Origin of the sequence: Microcoleus sp. Z1_B2 (assembly GCF_036700325.1) — a bacterium.
Taxonomy (GTDB): Bacteria; Cyanobacteriota; Cyanobacteriia; order Cyanobacteriales; family Microcoleaceae; genus Microcoleus.
Map to the genome: position 1 here is coordinate 1 of NZ_JAUBOQ010000061.1, position 20,065 is coordinate 20,065.

Here is a 20,065-nt window from a genome sequence, read left to right on the forward strand (position 1 = left end):
CTCACTATTATCTCGGATGATTCACTTTTATCCCCTCCATCTGCCTATGTGCCAGTTGGGGGTGCGGAATGTGGGATCAAATCCTCTAGGTCGGGGGTAGGCAAAGAAAGGCACTACAAGAGTCAAAATTCATGTTTTTGGTGAGAATGAAACAGCCTTGCCTTAAGAAGGGGAGTAGGGGTTGACTTTGAGTAAGTTATTGTCCCCCCCTCTTCTTATCCCGAACTCAGGTTAATTAAGATTTAGCCATTTTTGAGCGTTAAGCCGCTGGACGACGCCAAACACCATGAGGTCTAGTGTTACCTTGCGCTCATCTATCAAAAAAGGCTCTAAAGTGCTGGTTTTGGTATTATTTTCAGCGCAGGAAAACGCCCTTTGACTTTGAATATTTTCTTGAGGAAAATACAGGTTAAATTGGCGCTGACCTTCTTGGAATTTGCCAATTACCTGCCAGCAATCTCCGGCGGAACTCATGCCAGCAACTGGGAGTTTTTGCTTTGCCAAACTCACCTCTAAATCCTTAACGCCCTGCTTAGTCAAAGCAGTTTGCAAAGCGGGCAAATAATCTTGTTGAATAAATTCCGCAAAGGGCTTGTCTTCAACAGCAGGTGCTTTTTCCTTCTTAGCTTTAGCTGGGGGCTTGTCGCCTTCGGCCTTGGCTGGGGGCTTTTTAGCAGCCGCTGGAGGCTTGTCAGTGCTGGGTAAGTCGCTTGTGTCTGGTTCGTCGGAACTTGGGGCGTGATCGATCGCAGCACTGGGAGTTTCGGATTCGCCAGCGGTAGGATTTTTCGGTTCTTCTGACATTAACGCTTCCTGGTAAAAGTGATTGGGTAAGGAGTTGGGAGTTGAGCAAGCGGGCGATCGACTTTCTTGAGGGCACACATTTTATCGAAAACCAACCTGAGAGAATGGCTAGTCAAAAAAATTTGAACTCAAAACACTCTCACAGGGCGATCGTCCGCCAAGATCACAACTCCTTTGGTTATTCTAAATCTCAGCGACAGCTCGTTCAATCAAGCGGCGGGCGAGAGTTTGAACACCAGTGTGTTCGTAGTAGTTGGTAGTGATATCGAGGAATGCGCCCACGTAGTCCACCTTGTCGGCAGAAATGTCTACAAAATTCTGCAATTGGCCGAGTACGTTTTGGGGAGTCAAACCTCGATCGCTCACAAAAGAGCTCATCCAGCCAGAAACCGAGTTAAAGCTTTCGCCGATAAAGCCGAGTTGGCCTGCGGGAGAGCCCCCAGGAATCATGCCGCCGATCGACTTAAATGCCTGATTCTCTTGCAAATCGCTGGGGGAGAGCCTCTGAATCCAAGACTGAGTTGCCATGATAAAGTCTGGGCCCAGGGGAATCAAACCATCAAAACAAACCAAAGCAGCCATCCGCATCAAGGATTCGCCGCCGTAGTCGCCCAAGGAAGCGGCAAAATCGCCGATGCTGTCGCCGGGAATACCGTTAATTTGGCAAAAAGCGAGCAACTCAGTGACTAACTTCAGAGAAAGGTCGATCGTTTGAGCTTTTTCCGGCTTGGGAGTGAGATTGCCCAGAAGGGACAAAAACGGCACATTTTGGGAGACTTTGTTAGCGAGGGCGGCAGTACCCAAAGCCTTGTCGGCGTTGTCAATAGTTTGGTAGAGCCAGAGAGCGCGCTGGTAGCCCTCAGATTTATCGTTGTACAGGTAGATGGCGCGCTCGCCAATTTGCTGGATCAGTTCTTCGTCTGTTTCGCCAGTAACGGTGCGAATGGTATTTTCAAAGCCAACTAAATTGTTCCACTCGCCGGGAACCACAAAGTCAAGCGCTCGCAGGGCTTTGACAGTCATGTTGTCTTGAGGCAGTTGATCGACTAATTCAAAGACTGTTTTGCTCACAAAAAAACTCCTTATGCTGAAACGAAAATCAAAGGTATTACTTTTGGCAGATTGCAAAACTTCACAGTCTCATAGTGGCCGACTTAGTTCTGATAGCGCCAGACTTGAGTCGGGCGCCGAGTTGGAAAAAAGACATGGCTACTTGAGGCGGGCGAGGCCGCCCAGGTTAAATTTTGACAGCCAAGCTTCGCGATCGCTAGCGGTAAAAGAGGAAGTCCGGGATTGAACTTTCACCTGATAGCGATTTGCCACTAAAACAGCAGTGATATTAGCACCTTGATTAACTGCGGGATAGCCGCCTATTTTCTTGGTACTTTGCTGGAATTTTGCACCTGCGCTGGGGTTGCCGGCGATGTCGTTAATTGAGAGAACCGCGACATTTTTACCGTCTTTGTTCAACTTAGCTTCAGCAAAACCGGATTTTTCTTGAGCAAAAACGCGATCGAATCCACTCCCAGAAGACGGGAAGTATTTATTTAACTTACCGCCTGCAACTGCCTTTTTGGGCAGGTTTTGATTACTAGCCGTTGATTTGTCAGCAGTTGTCTGCTGTGCTTTACCAGGTTTTTGGGTGCTTTCCTCCTGGGCTTTGTCCCAGCGTGATGGGGCTTGGGTTTGGCCGCAGGCGGTCACCAGCAGCAGTACCGAGATCAGGAATGGAGCTAAGATGCGGCGTGCGGGGAAAAATTGCATCGCTGTCTCCTCATTAGTAGGTTTCCATAACAATTGTGGCTTAGAATTTGGCAATTTGTGTCCTCTGAGCGGATGATTTGTCTTCTTTGTAAAAAAATCCTCTGCCTGCAGGCGGAGGATTTTTTTGCAATTATGAGTTTTGAAGGAAGAAAACTGAAAGATTGCTCCACAGATAAATTCTGGGGATGGGAGTAAAGAAACTAAGTTTTCGGATAGCCAGCAATCTCAAAACAATTTTTGCTGATTTTCCCTAGATTTATCTAGAAATGTCAGAGCAATTGTTCGTCAATCGTCTTATTACTTCGGCTTTCCAACTTAGGTCTTACTTTAGAGGTAAGGATCAGGCGTCGCTTTCAATGTAGATAAACAACAAACCCATTACCACAACTGGCATCACCCAGGTAATTAGGGGAATCAAAATCCAAGGCAAGAAAGAGGCAGCGTAGGAACCTGTCATATCAAATTCTCCAAACTAAAGTTAGTGTGTTCCAACAGGGATATGTGGGAGTCGAGTCTAATTGTTGACTAAACCCCGGAAAATGGCATCAACGCCGTTAAAGTTTTCGAGTAAGAAGTAGGCAGCAAAGACACCACCCATTCCACCAATAAAGAAACCAGCGGTAAACTGGCTCCAGCCTTCAGCATTTCTGAGGGAATCGGGAGTCATGGGATTAGCGCTAGGGTAGCTGGTGTTGTCTTGCTTGAAAGAGACCAAACCGTAGGCAGACATACCTGCTGTGCCAAGCAGAACTAATACGAGGGCTGTAATTAATCCGCCGAGATTAGCTGCTTCTGGATAATCCCGCAGGGGCCCGAAGACGATTTCAGGGCCGACGAGGAAATAACCATGTGCCAAACCGATTTCTAGACCTCGAACTAGGGGTGAGAGTCCTTTGCGGTAGGCCGGCAAGTTCCCAATAAATGCTTTTGTGAAATCAGAAGCACTGATGGGGGTGGCTAGATGACCCGTGAAGGGGTCGCCGTTAAAGGGTTTAATAAGCTCTGCATCTCTGGGATCTGCCATATTCTGTGTGTCCTCGCTGTGCGTAAAAGTTGAGGCGTTCAAGTCATATTTTACGCAGGGACGTGTTTCCTATTTACATAATTAACGGCGAGCTTTAGAAAAGTTCACTATTCTTTAGTTTTTGGAAGAATTTTTCTTTTGCCTCTTATACCAGAAAGCGAGTCGATCGGGCGACACTCCCAGGAAATAAGCGATGATTACTATTTGATTAATGGCGGTGGTGTGGATCACCCCAAGCTGCTGCCAGCGACGGGCGGAGGTCAGGACTGGCTGGGGTACTATTTCAATGCGACCTTGTTTTTTCAATCGGCGCACGAATTCAAAGTCTTCCATGAGGGGCAAGTCGGGAAAACCGCCGATTTGGTCAAAAGTAGCTGCGTTGAGGAAAATGGCTTGATCGCCGTAGGGCAGTTGCAGAAAGTTCGATCGCCACTTTACCCCTGTTTCTACCAGCCGGAGGCCCAGGCTGCGGGCGTCAATCTGGAGTTGAAAGGCCCCCGCTACAGCAGACGGGTTAGCTAGTACCCGACGCGCGCTATCGTCGTACCCGCGAGGCAACAGAGTGTCTGCGTGGAGAAACAGCAGGATATCTCCAGCAGCAGCGGTGGCACCTGCATTCATTTGAGTGGCGCGGCCTGGGGGGGTGGAGATAACTCGGACGCCAAAAGATTTTGCTATATCTGTAGTACCGTCGCTGCTGCCACCGTCAGCGACAATTATTTCGACATTTTGGGCCTCAAGGGCGGTGGAGATGACTGAGGCTATTGTAGGTGCTTCGTTTAAGACTGGAATGATAATGGAAATTTTGAGATTGGGATTTTCTGGCGACATACAGACTTAAGCAACCCGTGAGAGAGAGGGCGGGTTTTGTACAAAGCTGATTTTTCCCATTTCTGACCCCAGGCTCGCCCCTACATTTTGCCTTAATTAAGGTGGGAGAGTTTGGTAAAAAACCAAGCTATTAGTTGCTCATTTTTTACAATAGCCTCGCACCTACATTGGGCTTTCCTGTGGCAGGGCGGGTTTTGTACAAAGCCGATCTATTAGTTGCTAATTTATTTGCTAATTTTTTGTTTTTTCTCGCGCCTGGGACTATTGTCCCAAGCGCTGTCTAACTGCTACTGAGATTCAGCATTTGGTTAGACAAATACACTTACTATATTATGACCTTATGGTTTCACAATCAAGTAGTTTTATTTAATTAAATATGACAATTACTAATGATTGAAAGAAATTAAATATAGTTTAGTTATTTCAACATATTAATATCTAAACCGAGGAGGTCTTCAGGTCGATCGATATCTGCAAGAGTGGGAAGATAAGCAATATTGAGAGCGAGCTTTTGGGCGATCGCCCGCGTACAAGCAAATACTTCACTGGTTCCCCACTGAATGCCACCGAATAATTCCGGAATCGATCGCCGCAGCCCGATCAGATAATAACCTCCGTCTTTTGCCGGGCCCAAAACTAAATCGTGGTGGCTCAGTGCCTCAAAAGCTTGTGCCATGATTTCTGCTTTCAAACCAGGACAATCAGTGCCGATAATTGCTGTTTTCTCAACCCCTGAATTAAAAGAGTTTTGAAACGCTGCTGTCATTCTGGCGCCCAAATCACCGTCTATTTGATTTTCACAAAAAATATCACTTCCCAACCACTCTTGCATCAGTTGTTGGCTGCCGCCGGCTCGGTGAATTTCTACCGATAATCCGCGGGTTTTTTCGAGAGAGAGCGCGCAGGCGATCGTCCGTTGGGCCATCAAACGGTGAAGGTTAGCAGCGCCTGTTTTTCCCAGCACCGGAATTAGTCGAGTTTTGGTTGTTCCCGGTTCGGGATAGCGGGTGAAAACAATCAGTTTTTCCGACATCATTTATTGTTCATGAGTTTTAAAGGCAGGCACCGCAGAGGAAAAGAAGAGAAAGAGTGGACAACTGATTCACAGATTGCCGATCGAGCTTGGTGGGTTAGGCCAGGACTTAATTTAATCGCCCCGGCCAACCCAGCATAAGCTGTGGAGCATTTAAACCAGTAACGAGGCTAGTAGGGTGCGTCATTCGCGAACCCTTACGCTGAAACGGAAAACCTTAGATGCTGACGCACCTTACGCAAGTCCTTTAAATGCCGAACAGCTTACAATGTATTTACTGAAAAATAGCCAGCGATTAGCTCATTTCTAGCATTCGCTGGATCGGCTGCAAGGCTGCTAGTTGAATATTTAGGGGCATGGTAATTTCAGGGGTTTGATTTTTCATAGCTAGATACAATTTTTCCAAGGTATTTAATCTCATGTGCGGGCATTCGTTGCAAGCACAACTATTATTGTTGGGAGGAGCGGGGATGAAGCGTTTGTGCGGAGCTTGCTTTTGCATTTGGTGAATGATTCCCGGTTCAGTCGCGACAATAAAAGCTTGGCTGGAACTAGCTTGAGAATATTTGAGCAAAGCAGTGGTAGAGCCGATGTAATTAGCGTGGCGCAGCACGGGAGGTTCGCATTCGGGGTGGGCGATTATTTCGGCTTCGGGATTCTCGATTTTGAGTTGAACTATCTTTTTTTCTGAGAAGTTTTCGTGGACGATGCAGGCTCCTTGCCAGATTTCCATGTTTCTGCCAGTTTGTTCCATGACGTAGCGGCCGAGATTGCGATCTGGCCCAAAAATTATCGGCTGATTTTCGGGAATTTGGTTGACAATTTTAACCGCGTTAGAACTGGTGCAAATTATATCGCTCATTGCCTTAATTGCGGCGGTACAATTAATGTAGGAAATTACCAAATGTCCGGGTCGATCGGCTTTGAAAGCTGCAAAGGCTTCGGGAGGGCAACTGTCGGCGAGGGAACACCCAGCATTTAAGTCGGGCAACAATACTAATTTGTCAGGATTGAGAATTTTTGCGGTTTCAGCCATGAAATGAACTCCGGCAAAAACTATGACATCGGCGCTGGTGTTGGCGGCTTTGCGGGCAAGTTCTAGGGAGTCGCCAATGAAGTCTGCGATGTCTTGAATCTCGGAGTCTTGGTAATAGTGGGCGAGAATGACGGCGTTTAACTCTTGTTTGAGGGCGTTAATTGCTGCAAACAAGTCGTCGGGCAGTCGGGTTTGAGTAAAGTTCGGAGCAGGTGCGGTGGTAAACACAGTTAGAATATTCCGGGGAAGGTGCGGGCTGGACTCAAGTGTATTTTGAATTATAGTTGAATTCACCAAAAACGGTGGGCAGTTGGGCCAGAGGTAGAAAATTTGCCATAGGTTAACCGACTGACTGGCAATGGGAGCAAGATTTTGCGATCCAAGAGTGGACTCAGCTAAGTTTTTACCTGACTCTAATTAGACTGAAAGCTTTATCCCGCAAGATATTCACAGGTAAATGACTACCTTGAGCCACGAGTATTTTGAGTAGCCTCTATTGACATCCTTTATTTACATCGTTTACTGTAATCAGTATACGCTGTAAAGTGGTTGGTTTTATACATCTATGTACTTTGAAGACGATCGCCAGTGGCAGGGAACTGCTGAGTTTCTGACAAAAGAACTAAAACGACAGATTGAGCAGCTTGGGCTATCTGTGGAACCACCAGCCTTACGAACTGTGCGATCGTGGAGAGCCAAGCAACTCCTGTCACAGCCGAAAGGTCAAGAATTTCGGTTTCGGCAGATTTTAGAAGGACTGGCAACAGCACTTTTGCTCAAGAAAGGCTGGACACTGGCCGCGATCGCTCAAGTTTTACCCTCATTCCCCGACGCAACATTGGAGCAACAAATTGTTGCCGAGACTGATGGTCAAGACCCAACCTGGTTGCCACAAATGCAAACAACGACATTGCCATTACCCACAGGACACGCCAGCACGATCGATCTCGCTGAAGATACTGTTATATTGCTAGCCCAGGGAATTCTGCGACAATACACAAGAATTCTCAATCGAGACATCGTTCGCCAAGACGATGATAGTATGCCATCGGAACTTTATCGGGCTATGTGCAAGTTGGGCAGGCTATATATCGAATCTGGAAAAAGCGATCGCGCCGCTTGCGTGCATACGGTTTTGGAACGTGCTAGATATCCCCTCGATCAGTGGGAATTAGATATTTTTTGTCACGCCGATTTTGACTCTGGTCAAGTAATTCTCATCGATCCAGACTTGCGAGTGCCAACCCCAGATTGTGCAGTAATTGCCAACAGTAAAGGTACTTTTGGCGAAGATAATATCATCGAACACCGCCTGTACCAACGGTTGCGCGACGCAACTGAACGATTGGGAATTCGCCGCCAGCACAAAGCTTATACGGCTTTGCGATCGCTATTTGGCAGCCGATCGCTCATCGGAGAACACCAACTCTTAGAGTATTTACGTGACAACGATTTAACACCTTTACAGGGAATGATTGTTGACACCTTTTTTGATAGCGTGCCGGATGTCTGGTTAATTGACGGACACGCTCATCGCTGCGCGTATTGCGGTACGCTGATGCGCCCCTATCCCAATAAAGAACTTTTTCCCGATGGGCGATGTCCGATTCGCCAATGCCTCGGTCACAACTCCTCAACAGCAAAAGTTTCGGAGAAATCAGACCCAAACCAAGACCGATTGCTGATTGCCCAACCGCAAATTTTAACCTATTGGACTGGGCCGGCGATCGACGAATTAGCAATTTTTAAGGCAGCCATAAAAAACGGACTAGATGCCGAACTTTACCCAGAATCAGACCTATGCGATGTAGCAATTAACGGTCGCAATATCGGCATTGATGCTAAGTCATACACCAGTCCTGTCTCCCTTGCTTTGCGCCTCAACCGCACTGGCATCGGAGGGCTGATTCACTACCGCCGCCGCATCATTGCCGTCAGCGACCAATTAATTGAGGAGCGGCCAGATTACCTCTCTACTTTCCGGTCAGCGATCGATAAAAAAGGCGATCCTGCTACTCTCGAAATTATGTCTGTTTCACAAGTCATACAGTTGTTAAAGAAAATCAAATATGAGAATTAAACCAGATTTCTGGACGGGAATAGATCGCATTTGCTGGCTGTGTGTCTTGATGGCAGAATTTATCGAAACTAATTCCCTAGAATATGCCCCTTTAACGATATCGGGAATGGCGAGTATCATCAATGCACCCGCGTTGGCAAAAGCCCGCCAAGCCATTTTCAATATGCGCCTGATGTCGCTGGCTTACGTAACAGAACAGTCAGTGAAACACGCCGTTGCTATTTATAACGATCGCCACTACCGCAACAAAACTCAAGGAACCTATAAAATTAACTTAGAAACACTTCACTTTCAACGCACAGACCCCCTAGAAGACCCTTTAATTGCCCAAGCACGTCAAATTCTGGGTCAGCCTTTAGCACACCAATTTTACAGCGCCACCTTTGCCGATCCCCGCCAGCCAATGGCCGTTGCTTTAGGTGAAGAAACAACAGCCGCGAGAGTGCCAATTGGGCCGATCGCAGCCCCACTTGCGCCGCGCCGCACCCATTCCCTCGATCGCGCCCCGAAAGCAAAAATCCGCATTCCCCTTGCGGAACTGTACGAGTTAGCAGTTGAGATGGATGAACGCGAAGCAAATCACCCTGAAAAAAGACGGGGTAGCTGGGTACAACGGTTTCAACATTTTGCACTTAAGGTGCCAGAAATTGGCAAGGGTTTGCGGGAAGAAACAGTCATCGAATTAGAAGGCATCAAGCACTTAATTGGACTGCCTGGATCGGGCAAAACAACTTTGCTCGTATTAATAGCTGTGTGGTTGGGAAAACGCGGTTATAAAGCGATGTTTGTGTTTCCCTCTATTGAAGTTGCCAGACAGTACATGGCAGAACTAGCATTTCATGAAATTAAAGTGGGAATGCTAGTCGGTCAAAGCGATGGAACTCGCCGCCGACACGCTAACAATATTGCCGAGGCGATCGCAGCATCAGGGGGAAATGGCGGCTTTGGCTATAGTTTGGAACAAGCAGAAGTTTTTGGCTTAAATTGCGTCTTACCTGCGTTTTCTACTGCTGATACTTCGATGTGGGGATTTGGTTATGCACCCTGCAATGAAATTTTACAAAGCGGTGGCAAAAAAGGGCAAATGAAAAAGTATCTTTGTCCGGTTTGGACGATGTGCGGTCGCCACAAAGCACCCCGCGATTTGCTAGATGCCGATATTTGGGTCGGCCACGTTCTTTCAATGGATACGGAAGTACCACCCCATGCTATTCGCGAGCGCATTCGTTATTTTGAATTAATTGCCCGGACATTCGATGTCGTAGTTTTTGACGAAGCAGATATGGTGCAATCAAATCTGGATGCTTACGGTGCTGCAACTTTAAAACTTTCCGGGGCGAAAGAATCTATCCATTTAGCCATTCAAGAGCAAATTCACAATCCTTTTGCTCGCGGAGAAAACTATCGATTGTTCGACCGCAATGTAGAACTTTACAGCCGCAATTTATCGGAATTTGGCGATCGCAATACATCATTAATTACTGCCGTTCAAAATATGCCCTCATCGCGAGTGAGCCAACGCTATGAGAATCAGTTATTAACCGTTCTGAGAATAGTCAGCGATTTGTTGGATGGCTATGAGAAAACTTCTAAACGCGATCGCCTTGACGAAGAGGAAGTCAAACAGGGATTTAGCAAAAGTCGAGCCTTGAAAGAATTCTGGGAAACGGCTGCTTACCATGCTTTTTACGATCGCACTGGCATTGAACCGCACGATCGGCTAAACATGGATCTGTGCGCTCAAAGGCTGGGAATAAACGCCGACACGCTCAAACAGCAATGGGAAACTCAAATTCTTTATTTTCGTCGTTATTTAGCGGAGAATCTGATCGAACGGCGCGATAAAATAGTCAAAGAAATTGCCGAATTGTTTTTGCCTTTGTGTTTTAAGGATGCCACTGCATCAGGCGAAGCTCAGGATACGATTACCTTACTTGTTTGCGTTACTTTTGTGATTTTAGGCTATCAGCGTATCGTACCGCAAACTCGAACAATGGTAGCAGAAGGACTGCTTCGGGAACCGATTGTCGAATCAACGGCAACACCCGAACTGCGACAACTGATTCCTGAGAATATTTTGGGGTCTTTTTCGGGCGTGAAATACAGTTGTGAATCGGCACAAACTACTCGCTCTCAAGCCCGAAATGTGGAACTGTCTTATATTATTTTTGTGGGCGCGCCTCGGATGTTAATGCACCGTTTTCATCAGTTATTTGAGGCAGATGGCGAACTGACAGCGCCGGCAGTTTTAATGACTTCAGCTACCTCATTTCTCGAAGCAAGTCCTGCTTATCACATTAACTCTGGGCCGGATTATCTGCTGAAACCGCGGCAAACAGAACACGAACCCAAAAAGAGCTTTTACCGCTTCAAATGGCTGCCCGATCGCGAATCGCGCGATGAACCTCTCCGATATAGCGGTGCAGGCGAATTGCGCGATCGTAATTTAAAAAAAATGGTAGACGCGCTGGTGCAAGGAGGAACCAAGAAATCTGAAATTTACAAATCCATCCTCAACTTTGACGTGCAACATGGTATTTACCGCAAAGCTGCCTTAATTGTTAACAGCTACGAACAAGCTCGGAACGTTAAGAATTTTATCAACGATTACCATCCAGAAATCGGCAAAAGAACCAAAGCAGTTGTTAATTTTCTCAAAAACGGAGAGCAACCCACAGATTTCGTTACCACGGCTCAGTGCGAGGCTTTAGGAGATGATGAAACTTGCGATATTATCATTTTTCCGATGTTGGCGATCGGTAGAGGCGTGAATATTGTTTTTACCAAAGGAGATAGGCAACTCGATGCAGCGATTGGCACAATTTATTTCCTCACCCGTCCCCACCCCACCACTGACGATACGCAACTTTTGTACAGCCTCGCCGGCAAAGCTACCCAAGAATTTGACAGTCGAGTTTTTACTGAAATAGAAGGCTTGCCTGCAATTTCTAATGCTTGGAAACAGTCGAGAAAACAACTATGGAAAACGGCGAATCGACTGTTGCGCGAACCTCTCATGGCTAGCCGTTTGGGTGAAGATTTATTTAAACCGTTTACGGCAAATCAGATGGTTGGGATTTTGCAAACTATCGGGCGCGGGATGCGAAATGGGTGTCCGGTACAAGTTTACTTTGTCGATGCAGCTTGGGCTATTAAATCCACTAAAAATGAACCTGACTCCGGGCGGGACAGTATGCTAGTTCAAATGCGAATTATTTTAGAAGAATGCGTCAAGCATCCCGATCCAGTGATTCGAGAAATTTATCAAGAACTTTACGGTGCATTTCTGGAGCCCCTGCGGCGCATTAATGGCATAGTTTACCCGGAAAGTTTACGCGATTCAGAAGGTTTGACAGAGGAAGAAGACGATTTTAATGATTTTTCGCCTTTATTGGAGATGTAAGCATGAACGACGAAATTTTGGACGAAATTGAATTCGATCGCGACGGCGAAGTAAAGCACTCCTGGACGCACTCAGACCAAAGAAACCGGGTTTTTTACCGAATCTACGGGCTGTAACGAAATATTTTCGTAAAAAAACCCGGTTTCTGGCCCCCATGCGTCCAGGACTATAAAGGAAACCACTATTATTGGAGATGCAACCATGAACGACGACATTTTTGACGAAATCGAATCCGATGATGACGAAGAAACTGAAGCTACTGTGGTTTCAGACACTCTTTACATTCCTCTTGCGAATAAGAGTCTGAAAGAAATTACCCTAGCTTTTACCGTGCCAGATAATATCGAGCCAGTAACAGTCAAAGGCTTGACACTAGGTTGGACAAAATCTGCTTTACATGAGCTTTCAACTATCCAAAAAGCTGCTTGCAAGGGCGATTCAGCCATCAAAAATCTCCCTTATGCCTCGCTGCGAGGTTTGTTAGAAGTAGGACTTGACAGTGCCGCACGGATTCAGTCAAATGTAGGTTTGAGTAACTATTCGTTGAATTCTAAAAGTGTAAATGAGCCGGAACCATTTGCTTACTTAAATTCCGAAAGTACACAAGATATCCAGAAAGCGTTACGCCCAATTATCAACGAGTGGATAACAAATTTCCTAAAACCTTTTGCTGAAAAAGAAGATGGGCTAGTGGAAGTTATCGACCGTTTGGAAGATTTGCACGATCGAAAGGAGTTGTTAACAATTACTCCGTCTGAGTCTCAAGTTTTACCTTGGAAATGGAATCCAAATACAGGAACTACAAAACACAGCAACAATTATGATTATCGCGTGTTAGTCGATTATGCAGCTCGTGCGATCGCGGGAAAAGAGATTTTTCAGGAGCTAGGAACAATGAAGCGGGTTATTTCCAGCAGTGGTAGCCTCACAACTGGGATGGCAGAATTGATTACCGATCCCATTACTCTACCCGACACTACAGGAACATTCAGTCTGGTGGTACGCTTAGAAGTTGTAACCTATCCTTCTTTGCACCAGCCTTTATTGAAGATAGATGTTTCCAAACGCCGCTGGTTAAGTGGGTTACAACCTGCACGCTATAACTCAGCAAATATTAGCGGCTTTGTCTTTTCTGATGATTATAGCGATCGCACCTTTCGCTACACGGTGCTTTCCGATTCCGAAAAACCTGAGAAAAATCAACCCGACAAAAAGAAAAATTGGTTTTGGGCGATCGATAAAGATTTTGAAGCCTTGCGCGGCAAGCTAAAACTCCCGCTGAAAACCCCTAACGGTCAAAATATTGATGGTTCCCAAATTGCTTTGGGGAAAGCTTCAACGGATAGCTGTAAAGTAGTATTAACTTACCGCAACGGATTGCAAGAAGGGAAACACGGAATTGACGCAGGCGTACCGGAGATTGATAAATTAGAAGCTTTTGAGTCGATAGCCAAAATTATTGAACCTATCGGTTTTAAAGCTTTTGATAATTACTATCCTGTAAATTTTAAGAGAGGTGAAAGCCACAAATTAGATGATACAGCTTCACGCATGATTAATTTGCCTACTCTGTTAGGTGCTGCTTTAGAAGTTCTCGAAAAAGACGACTGCTATGATTTGACTCCCAAATATCTAGAAAGCTTTGAGGACAATGAGTTAAACAGCTTGCTCACTAAACACCTTGATATCAATTTAGATAATATTGCAAAAGGCAGAAAAGCCCTTAAATTGGTTTGTCAATTAAAAGAACTCAAGGCGATGATTCAGGCAAACCAGGAAGCTATGCGTCGGCTATATCCTAACGAAAGACTGTTGCTTGTTGTCTTTTACGAAGAACAATGTCAAACCGAAGTGAAACTGCTGCAAGCAATGATTCCAGTTCTGTGGGGTGGTGCGATCGAACTCATGGCTAATCGTTTGCCAGCAAACACTCACGGGCCGAGAGAGTCATTGCCCGGTGCAAATTTGAAAGCGAAAGAGCGATCGCAAAACCGCATAAAAGCCTGGGAGTCGATCGTCCAACAACTTGCTTTACGCAAACAGCGAACTTTTTGCCTGGTAATGGCACGGGAATGGTATCCAGACAAGAAACATGATGATTCGGTGAATAAACCCTCCTCCCGTCAAGCACTGGCTAAAATCGCTGGTTCTTGCGTGCAGTTTCTGCTACCGATTGAAAAAACTAAGGACAAAAATATTCTCAACCTCGATAATTTTTCCCATCGAGTGCAAGCGGCTCTAAAAGACTTACTTTGGGCTCATTCTGGCCGCATTGATGATGTCAAGGAAAAGGTTGACAAATGGCTAAAAGATACTCCTCAAGAAGCCAGACCCAAAGAAATTATTGGGATTACGATCGTCCGCAAACAGAAAGGTCGCGCTCGCGGCTCTATTGAGAAGACATTTTTACCAATTGCTATGCGTCTCAACGTGGAGACAGGCGAGTGCGAACTGTGCTGTGCTTATGATAGGAATAGTTTACAAATCAGTCCTTGGAGCAAGTTTTCTGATGCGATCGCCTTCATTTCCCAAATCTCCCCCGTGAAACTGGCTGACAAAGAAGATGTGCGTCGGAATCGTTTCATGGAATTTGTCAAGCAGATTATTTCCAATTCTGTAGAGGAGGGAAATCAACCATTAGTTACGATCGATTCTTCCAACTGCGTGAAACTTTGGTCTTGGCTTGCCGATTCTAAAATGAATGCAAATCAGATTAATTTTGAAACCCAGTCGGGAAGCCCCTTGCACGAACATATGGAGCAAGAATGGAAAGGCGCGCGGATAATTCGGATTCGCCAAGACCTCGCCCCTGGAATTATAGATAAAAAAGTCCGATATTTAACAGAAACTTCTCTGGAAGATACGCGGACAAAAAAAGAACTGACTTCAACCCTTGAAATTCCTTCAGCCTCTAGTGTAAAGGGATTATTTCGACTAAGTGCAACTAATCAAACGGGTTGTGTTGCTTATCTATCTGTAAGAAATGAAAAACCAGGTAAATTACGCGGTCAAAGTTGCTATCGCTCAACAAAAATTAACGTAGCTGCCAAGAAAGCTGAGGATTCTCAAGACAAACTTTTAAATAATGCTGATTTAAAAGTTGACGAAGCTGCCAATAAATCTGATGATTCCAAAGGCAAACTTTTAAATAAAGCTAAATTAAAAGTTGACAAAATCGCAAGCAAACCGCCGTTTTTGGGTCAGTGGACAACTCCCAATCCCCTTGAGATTGTTGTTACCTTGCGACAAGAAAATGACAAGCCCGATCGCCTTGCTGCACTGGTAGAATCTCTGCGCTATGGTTTCGGTCACTACAGCGACTGGTCGAGCTTACCGGCCACCCTGTTCTTCGAGCGTGTCGTGCGAGATTACATCAGCGAATTTGCAATTGAAGATGAAGAAAGGTCGGCGGAACCTGATAGGGAGGAATAATTCAGTCTAGGGGTTCTGTCCCGACTCGCTTGAGTTTTATGGCGTTGGAGTCGGTGATTAACGGGCTTAACTTCAGGCCAATCGCTTCTCATGTCAAAGGGGGAGAGAATTTTTGCGCCCTGGAGTGAAAGATGAAGAAAGCTGAGCAAATCTAAAATCTAAAATCTAAAATCTCAAATTCCCTGGGAGAGGCTGCACTGTATAATTAGTGAAGGCTGGATTTGCCGAAAATTGGTAAGTTTAGTAGGAATTTTTAAGCGGTAAGGGATCGATCGAACGAACGCAAATCACATGAATGAGGCTAAATCTATCAAAATTGCGGTGGTTGGGGATGTTCACGATCGCTGGGAAGCTGAAGACGGCGAGGCCCTGAAGCATCTGGGCGTTGATTTGGTGCTGTTTGTGGGGGATTTTGGCAATGAGTCGGTGGAGGTGGTGCGGGCGATCGCCCAATTGGACATTCCGAAAGCAGCGGTGTTTGGGAACCACGATGCTTGGTACACGGCGACAGAGTGGGGCCGCAGTCAGTGTCCTTACGATCGCACTCAAGAAAATTGGGTAAAACAGCAGTTAGATTTAATGGGAGAAGCTCACGTCGGTTACGGGAAACGGGATTTTCCCGAATTGGGCGTAACTGTGGTGGGAAGCCGCCCGTTTACTTGGGGGGGTTCGGAGTGGAAGTACGGGGATTTTTACTCGGAGTGGTTTGGGGTAGAAAGTTTTGAGGAGTCGGCGCGGCGCATTGCAGCGGCTGCGGCGGATGCCGATTGCGAAAATGTGATTTTTTTGGGTCACACGGGCCCGACGGGGTTAGGAGAGGCTCCTGAAGACCCCTGCGGGCGAGATTGGAAGCCACTGGGAGGGGATTGGGGCGACCCGGATTTTGCGGAGGCGATCGATCGAACTCGTACCACAGGAAAGCACATACCTCTGGTAACTTTTGGTCATATGCACCACAAACTGCGGCACACAAAGCACGAGTTGCGGAAGTCGCTGGAGGTGAGTGCAGAGGGTACGGTGTATTTGAATGCGGCCAGCGTACCGCGAATTGTGGAGAGAGAGTGCTCGAAATTGCGGAATTTCTCGATCGTCCTGCTGGAAAATGGAGCAGTGTCGGAAGTGTCCCTGGTATGGGTAGGCGAAGATTTCGCGGTAGAAAGAGAACAAATTCTTTATCGGCGCACTGAATCTGCAGCTATTTGTAGTTAGAGACATTTGCTGGTATGATAAAATTTATGCGCCGGGAGAGGTGGCAGAGTGGTCGAATGCGCCTGACTTGAAATCAGGTGAACCGCAAGGTTCCGTGGGTTCAAATCCCACCCTCTCCGTTTAACAATTCTCTTGTCCGTTAAGGGTTTCAGGTTGACTGCATAGCAAGAAAAACCATTTTCCGCTCAACTTTCGCGCCAATGGTTTTCTAATATGTCCAAAACCACCTCCATATCTGCCAAGTCCGCCCTCGACTTTTTACGCTGCGCTTTTAACTGATTGAGCAAGTCGGCCGGCTCTGGAAATTCTGCGACGGTCGGAGCCGAGTTTTTACTTTCTTCCCGATCGCGCTGCACTTCCTTGAGTTCTTGCTCCAGCATTTGCACCTTCAGTCCTAAGTCACCATTGCGCTCATGCAACTGGTTCAGTTCCTTATCCCATTCTGCAAGCTGCTTGTTGGCCGCTTTCAATTCCTGCCTGAGTGATTCATCTTTGCCATCACTCAGGCACTCAATTTTCCCAGCCGTTCCTCAATGGCGGCCATCCGCTCCATCACCGGGTCAAGGCGATCGGCTACAGCCTTGTCTACAGTGTCTACAATTTCTGTAGACACGACGCTATCATTACTTTGTGTAGACAAGTCTGTAGACACTGTAGACACTATAGGTGTAGACAAATTAGACAGCGCTGTAGACGTGCCTGAGACTTCCTTGAGAATGCGTTGTGCAGCTTGACTAAGCGACTCACTGTCTAGCTTCTGAGCTTCTATCCAGTTCAGAAAATGACCAGAAGCCCTGAATGATACGACTTGACTTTGACTCATTGTAGACACCTGTATACAGTATTTGTCTACACTAACTGATATCTGTCTACACTGTCAACATATTGTAGACAAAACTTGTAGACACGAAAATCCCCCAATTAAGGGGGATGGGATTCAGTCGTTAGTTGTCAGGCAGTGGGTAAGGATTCAGGTCACTGAACTCCTTGCTGGGCAAAGACTTTAGATATGGAGCTTGATACTAAATCAATCTCTATTCTCAATAAACCACGAAAAACTGTCACTTATCCTCGTTTATTGACAATTAACCACGAAAGACAAAAACCCTTAGTTTGCCCTAAAACCCTTGCCAGACAAGCGTTGGAGCCGCAAGTTTTTAGACCTGAATCCTTACCTTTAATCAAGAATACTATGCTAATATAGAGCAAGGAGGAAAACAGAATGTATGGATGCCAGCAAAATCTAATTAGTCCAGACAAAGAATTGAAAGCAGTCTTAGAATTCTTGTGTAGTGAAGCCTCAAAGTTAATTAATTGTGGAAATTATTATGCCAGACAACTATTCTTCAAAACTGGCAGGATACCGAGTAGAGCCAAGCTGCATAAAGTTTTAGAAACGGACAATCGAAACATTCATTATAAAGCTTTTTATTCAGATACCGCACAGCAGATACTGACTAGCGTTGCTGAATCTTTCCAATCCTATTTGGGCGGGCTTGCTGGAATCAAAGAAGGGACAGTGACGCAACATCCAAGACTTCCTGGATACAGACAAGGTGGATTAGCCCTTGTAACTTTTACAGGTAGATCAGTCAAATTAAAAGATGGAATGTTGCGATTTCCTTTAGGGAAGCAAGTTAAAGCTTGGTTTGGCATAGATGCGTTCTATCTGACGATGCCATCTAATAAGGAGCATTCTTCGATTCGAGAGTACAGGATTTTACCCAGAAACGGATGTTTTTATCTAGAATTGGTTTACCAAAAAGAAGCTGTTCAATCCGATGTCAACGTTGATTATGTATTGATGATCGACCACGGGATGGACAACTGGATAACTTGTGTCAGCAATATTGGAACTTCATTCATCGTAGACGGAAAGCATCTCAAGTCCATCAACCAAGGCTATAACAAACGAGTGGCAAGCTTGATGTCTGGAAAAGACAATGGATTCTGGTCGAAAAGACTGGAACGGCTGACCGAAAGCAGAAATAGAACAATGCGGGATGCAGTTAATAAAGCTGCTCGTAAGGTTATCGATCATTGTATATCATCCAAGATTGGTACAGTCATATTTGGATGGAACAAGCATCAGAAAGATTCGCTAAATCTGGGTACAAATACCAATCAAAAATTTGTTCAGATTCCCACGCGTAGGTTAAAAGATAGAATTGCTCAACTCGGCGAACAGTACGGAATTAAATTCGTCGAAACCGAAGAATCCTCTACTTCAAAAACTTCTTTTCTCGATGCTGACGAACTGCCTAAAATCGGCGAAAAATCCGAGTGGTGGAAAGCTTCGGGAACAAGAATTAAACGTGGATTATATCGGACAGCGAAGGGGTGGCTAATTAATGCAGATTGCAATGGTTGTGCAAATATTGGTCGTAAAGTAGCAACAATACTTGGACTCGATCTAAGTGGAGTTGGTAGAGGTGACTTTTCAGCACCTGTAAGACTTAAATTGTGGTCTTATGAATCCCCTCGCCTTTAGGCATGGGGAGATGTCAAGATAGGCGGGTGTACTTCATAAATGTGGAATCTCCTGTAAATGTAAATGGAAAGCAATAGCCATAGACCTCAAAAAATCAGGTCATCTTCTCAATCAGTGGCTGCATCAATCCTGTGGGATGAAACTGAAGATAAAAATACAATTTTTTGGGAAGAATGGCAGGCGCATCAAGATTATCTTTCCCATTGCTGTCTCAAGTGGATGAACTCAAACCCACTCGATGCCGAAGAAGTATTGAGTCAGGCAATGCTTAAAGCCTGGAATGAATGGCAAAACTATGGAATTCAAATTAAATGTCCTAAAGCTTGGTTAACTCAACTTCTCTATAACTTCTGCATAGATTTCCATCGAAAACGAAAACGAGAAACATTAATAATTGAAAACATAGACGAGATTAAACTGGAAGATTATCCCGCACTTTATTCTAACTTAGGATTTACTGAACCTAATCTTATAGACCTGGAATTGCCGGCATATATCTACCACAAAATTGACTCCTTGCCTCCCAGACTCCGCGATACTTTTGTCTTATACCACTACCAAAATAAATCTTATCAAGATATTGCCAAGCTCTTTCTATGCTCTGAAGAAAACGTCCGCAAATGCGTGACCAAAGCCGGACGTATTCTGCGAAGGCATTTAACCAAATATCTGGCCGGTGAAGATGATACTCCTCTAAATTCTTCCTCGCCCGCCTTAAAGTTGGTAATTCCTTTGCCAGAAAAGTCTCAACCCCAATGCAATTGGGAATCACTAATTCCCCCAAAAAGCCAGGATGAAGAAATTAGCTATCAAGTCACCGTACTATGTCTGGAAACTTTACCAAGAAATTGGGTCTAAAGCCCCGTCCTTATAGGACGGCTTTAATTACAGAGACTGTGAAGATTCGTTAAAGATACAGACTTGCAAATCAAAGTTTCTGTAATAGTGGTAGACTATT

General features: G+C 45.5%; 16 protein-coding genes and 1 tRNA gene. 7 read left to right on the forward strand and 10 right to left on the reverse strand.

What is annotated here, in order from left to right:
• Positions 1–231: 231 nt before the first annotated feature.
• The 8 genes from QT984_RS26130 to nadA all read right to left on the reverse strand — a co-directional run bounded on the left by QT984_RS26130 (position 232) and on the right by nadA (position 6,720).
• On the reverse strand, positions 232–804 hold the full coding sequence (locus QT984_RS26130) for a DUF2996 domain-containing protein (protein ID WP_333212670.1): 573 nt from the start codon (positions 802–804) through the stop codon (positions 232–234).
• A 183-nt stretch (positions 805–987) separates the two neighbouring features.
• Entirely contained in the window at positions 988–1,875 is an 888-nt protein-coding gene (locus tag QT984_RS26135) for a hypothetical protein (RefSeq protein ID WP_333056283.1), read from the reverse strand.
• Between the two features lie 138 nt (positions 1,876–2,013).
• Entirely contained in the window at positions 2,014–2,568 is a 555-nt protein-coding gene (locus QT984_RS26140; protein WP_333056287.1) for a hypothetical protein, read from the reverse strand.
• Positions 2,569–2,908: 340 nt separating this feature from the next.
• The gene (locus QT984_RS26145; RefSeq protein ID WP_333042098.1) at positions 2,909–3,025 is read right to left on the reverse strand and encodes a photosystem I reaction center subunit VIII; all 117 of its coding nucleotides are present in this window, start codon (positions 3,023–3,025) and stop codon (positions 2,909–2,911) included.
• 57 nt (positions 3,026–3,082) lie between these two features.
• Positions 3,083–3,592 (reverse strand): photosystem I reaction center protein subunit XI, encoded by a 510-nt coding sequence (locus tag QT984_RS26150; RefSeq protein ID WP_333056282.1) that lies wholly within the window; start codon positions 3,590–3,592, stop codon positions 3,083–3,085.
• Positions 3,593–3,706: 114 nt separating this feature from the next.
• Positions 3,707–4,423 (reverse strand): TIGR04283 family arsenosugar biosynthesis glycosyltransferase, encoded by a 717-nt coding sequence (locus QT984_RS26155; protein ID WP_333056281.1) that lies wholly within the window; start codon positions 4,421–4,423, stop codon positions 3,707–3,709.
• A 418-nt stretch (positions 4,424–4,841) separates the two neighbouring features.
• Positions 4,842–5,459, reverse strand: coding sequence for a TIGR04282 family arsenosugar biosynthesis glycosyltransferase (locus tag QT984_RS26160; RefSeq protein ID WP_333056280.1), 618 nt, complete (start codon positions 5,457–5,459; stop codon positions 4,842–4,844).
• 292 nt (positions 5,460–5,751) lie between these two features.
• The gene (gene nadA / locus QT984_RS26165) at positions 5,752–6,720 is read right to left on the reverse strand and encodes a quinolinate synthase NadA (protein WP_333056279.1); all 969 of its coding nucleotides are present in this window, start codon (positions 6,718–6,720) and stop codon (positions 5,752–5,754) included.
• Between the two features lie 337 nt (positions 6,721–7,057).
• Between nadA and QT984_RS26170 the strand changes: the two genes are divergently transcribed.
• The 5 genes from QT984_RS26170 (at position 7,058) to QT984_RS26190 (ending at position 16,735) form a co-directional block, all read left to right on the forward strand.
• Entirely contained in the window at positions 7,058–8,572 is a 1,515-nt protein-coding gene (locus tag QT984_RS26170) for a restriction endonuclease-related protein (protein ID WP_333339792.1), read from the forward strand.
• Entirely contained in the window at positions 8,562–11,975 is a 3,414-nt protein-coding gene (locus QT984_RS26175) for a pPIWI_RE_Z domain-containing protein (RefSeq protein ID WP_333212675.1), read from the forward strand. The genes QT984_RS26170 and QT984_RS26175 overlap by 11 nt, the downstream gene beginning before the upstream one ends.
• Positions 11,976–12,176: 201 nt before the next feature.
• Entirely contained in the window at positions 12,177–15,407 is a 3,231-nt protein-coding gene (locus QT984_RS26180; protein ID WP_333212678.1) for an RNaseH domain-containing protein, read from the forward strand.
• Between the two features lie 291 nt (positions 15,408–15,698).
• A complete protein-coding gene (locus QT984_RS26185) occupies positions 15,699–16,616 on the forward strand; it encodes a TIGR04168 family protein (protein WP_333056275.1) in 918 nt (305 codons plus the stop codon).
• A 34-nt stretch (positions 16,617–16,650) separates the two neighbouring features.
• A tRNA-Ser gene (locus QT984_RS26190) sits at positions 16,651–16,735 on the forward strand.
• A 66-nt stretch (positions 16,736–16,801) separates the two neighbouring features.
• On the opposite strand, the gene QT984_RS26195 is transcribed toward QT984_RS26190, so the two are convergent.
• Both QT984_RS26195 and QT984_RS26200 read right to left on the reverse strand, forming a co-directional pair.
• Positions 16,802–17,086, reverse strand: coding sequence for a flagellar alpha dynein (locus QT984_RS26195; protein ID WP_333056274.1), 285 nt, complete (start codon positions 17,084–17,086; stop codon positions 16,802–16,804).
• 32 nt (positions 17,087–17,118) lie between these two features.
• Positions 17,119–17,439: a hypothetical protein gene (locus QT984_RS26200; protein WP_333056273.1), complete on the reverse strand. Its 321-nt coding sequence runs from the start codon at positions 17,437–17,439 to the stop codon at positions 17,119–17,121.
• Positions 17,440–17,838: 399 nt separating this feature from the next.
• Here QT984_RS26200 and QT984_RS26205 point away from each other — a divergent pair, with 399 nt between their 5' ends.
• Positions 17,839–19,107 (forward strand): transposase, encoded by a 1,269-nt coding sequence (locus QT984_RS26205; protein ID WP_333056272.1) that lies wholly within the window; start codon positions 17,839–17,841, stop codon positions 19,105–19,107.
• Positions 19,108–19,221: 114 nt separating this feature from the next.
• Positions 19,222–19,965 (forward strand): sigma-70 family RNA polymerase sigma factor, encoded by a 744-nt coding sequence (locus QT984_RS26210; RefSeq protein ID WP_333056271.1) that lies wholly within the window; start codon positions 19,222–19,224, stop codon positions 19,963–19,965.
• The last annotated feature ends 100 nt before the right edge of the window (positions 19,966–20,065 follow it).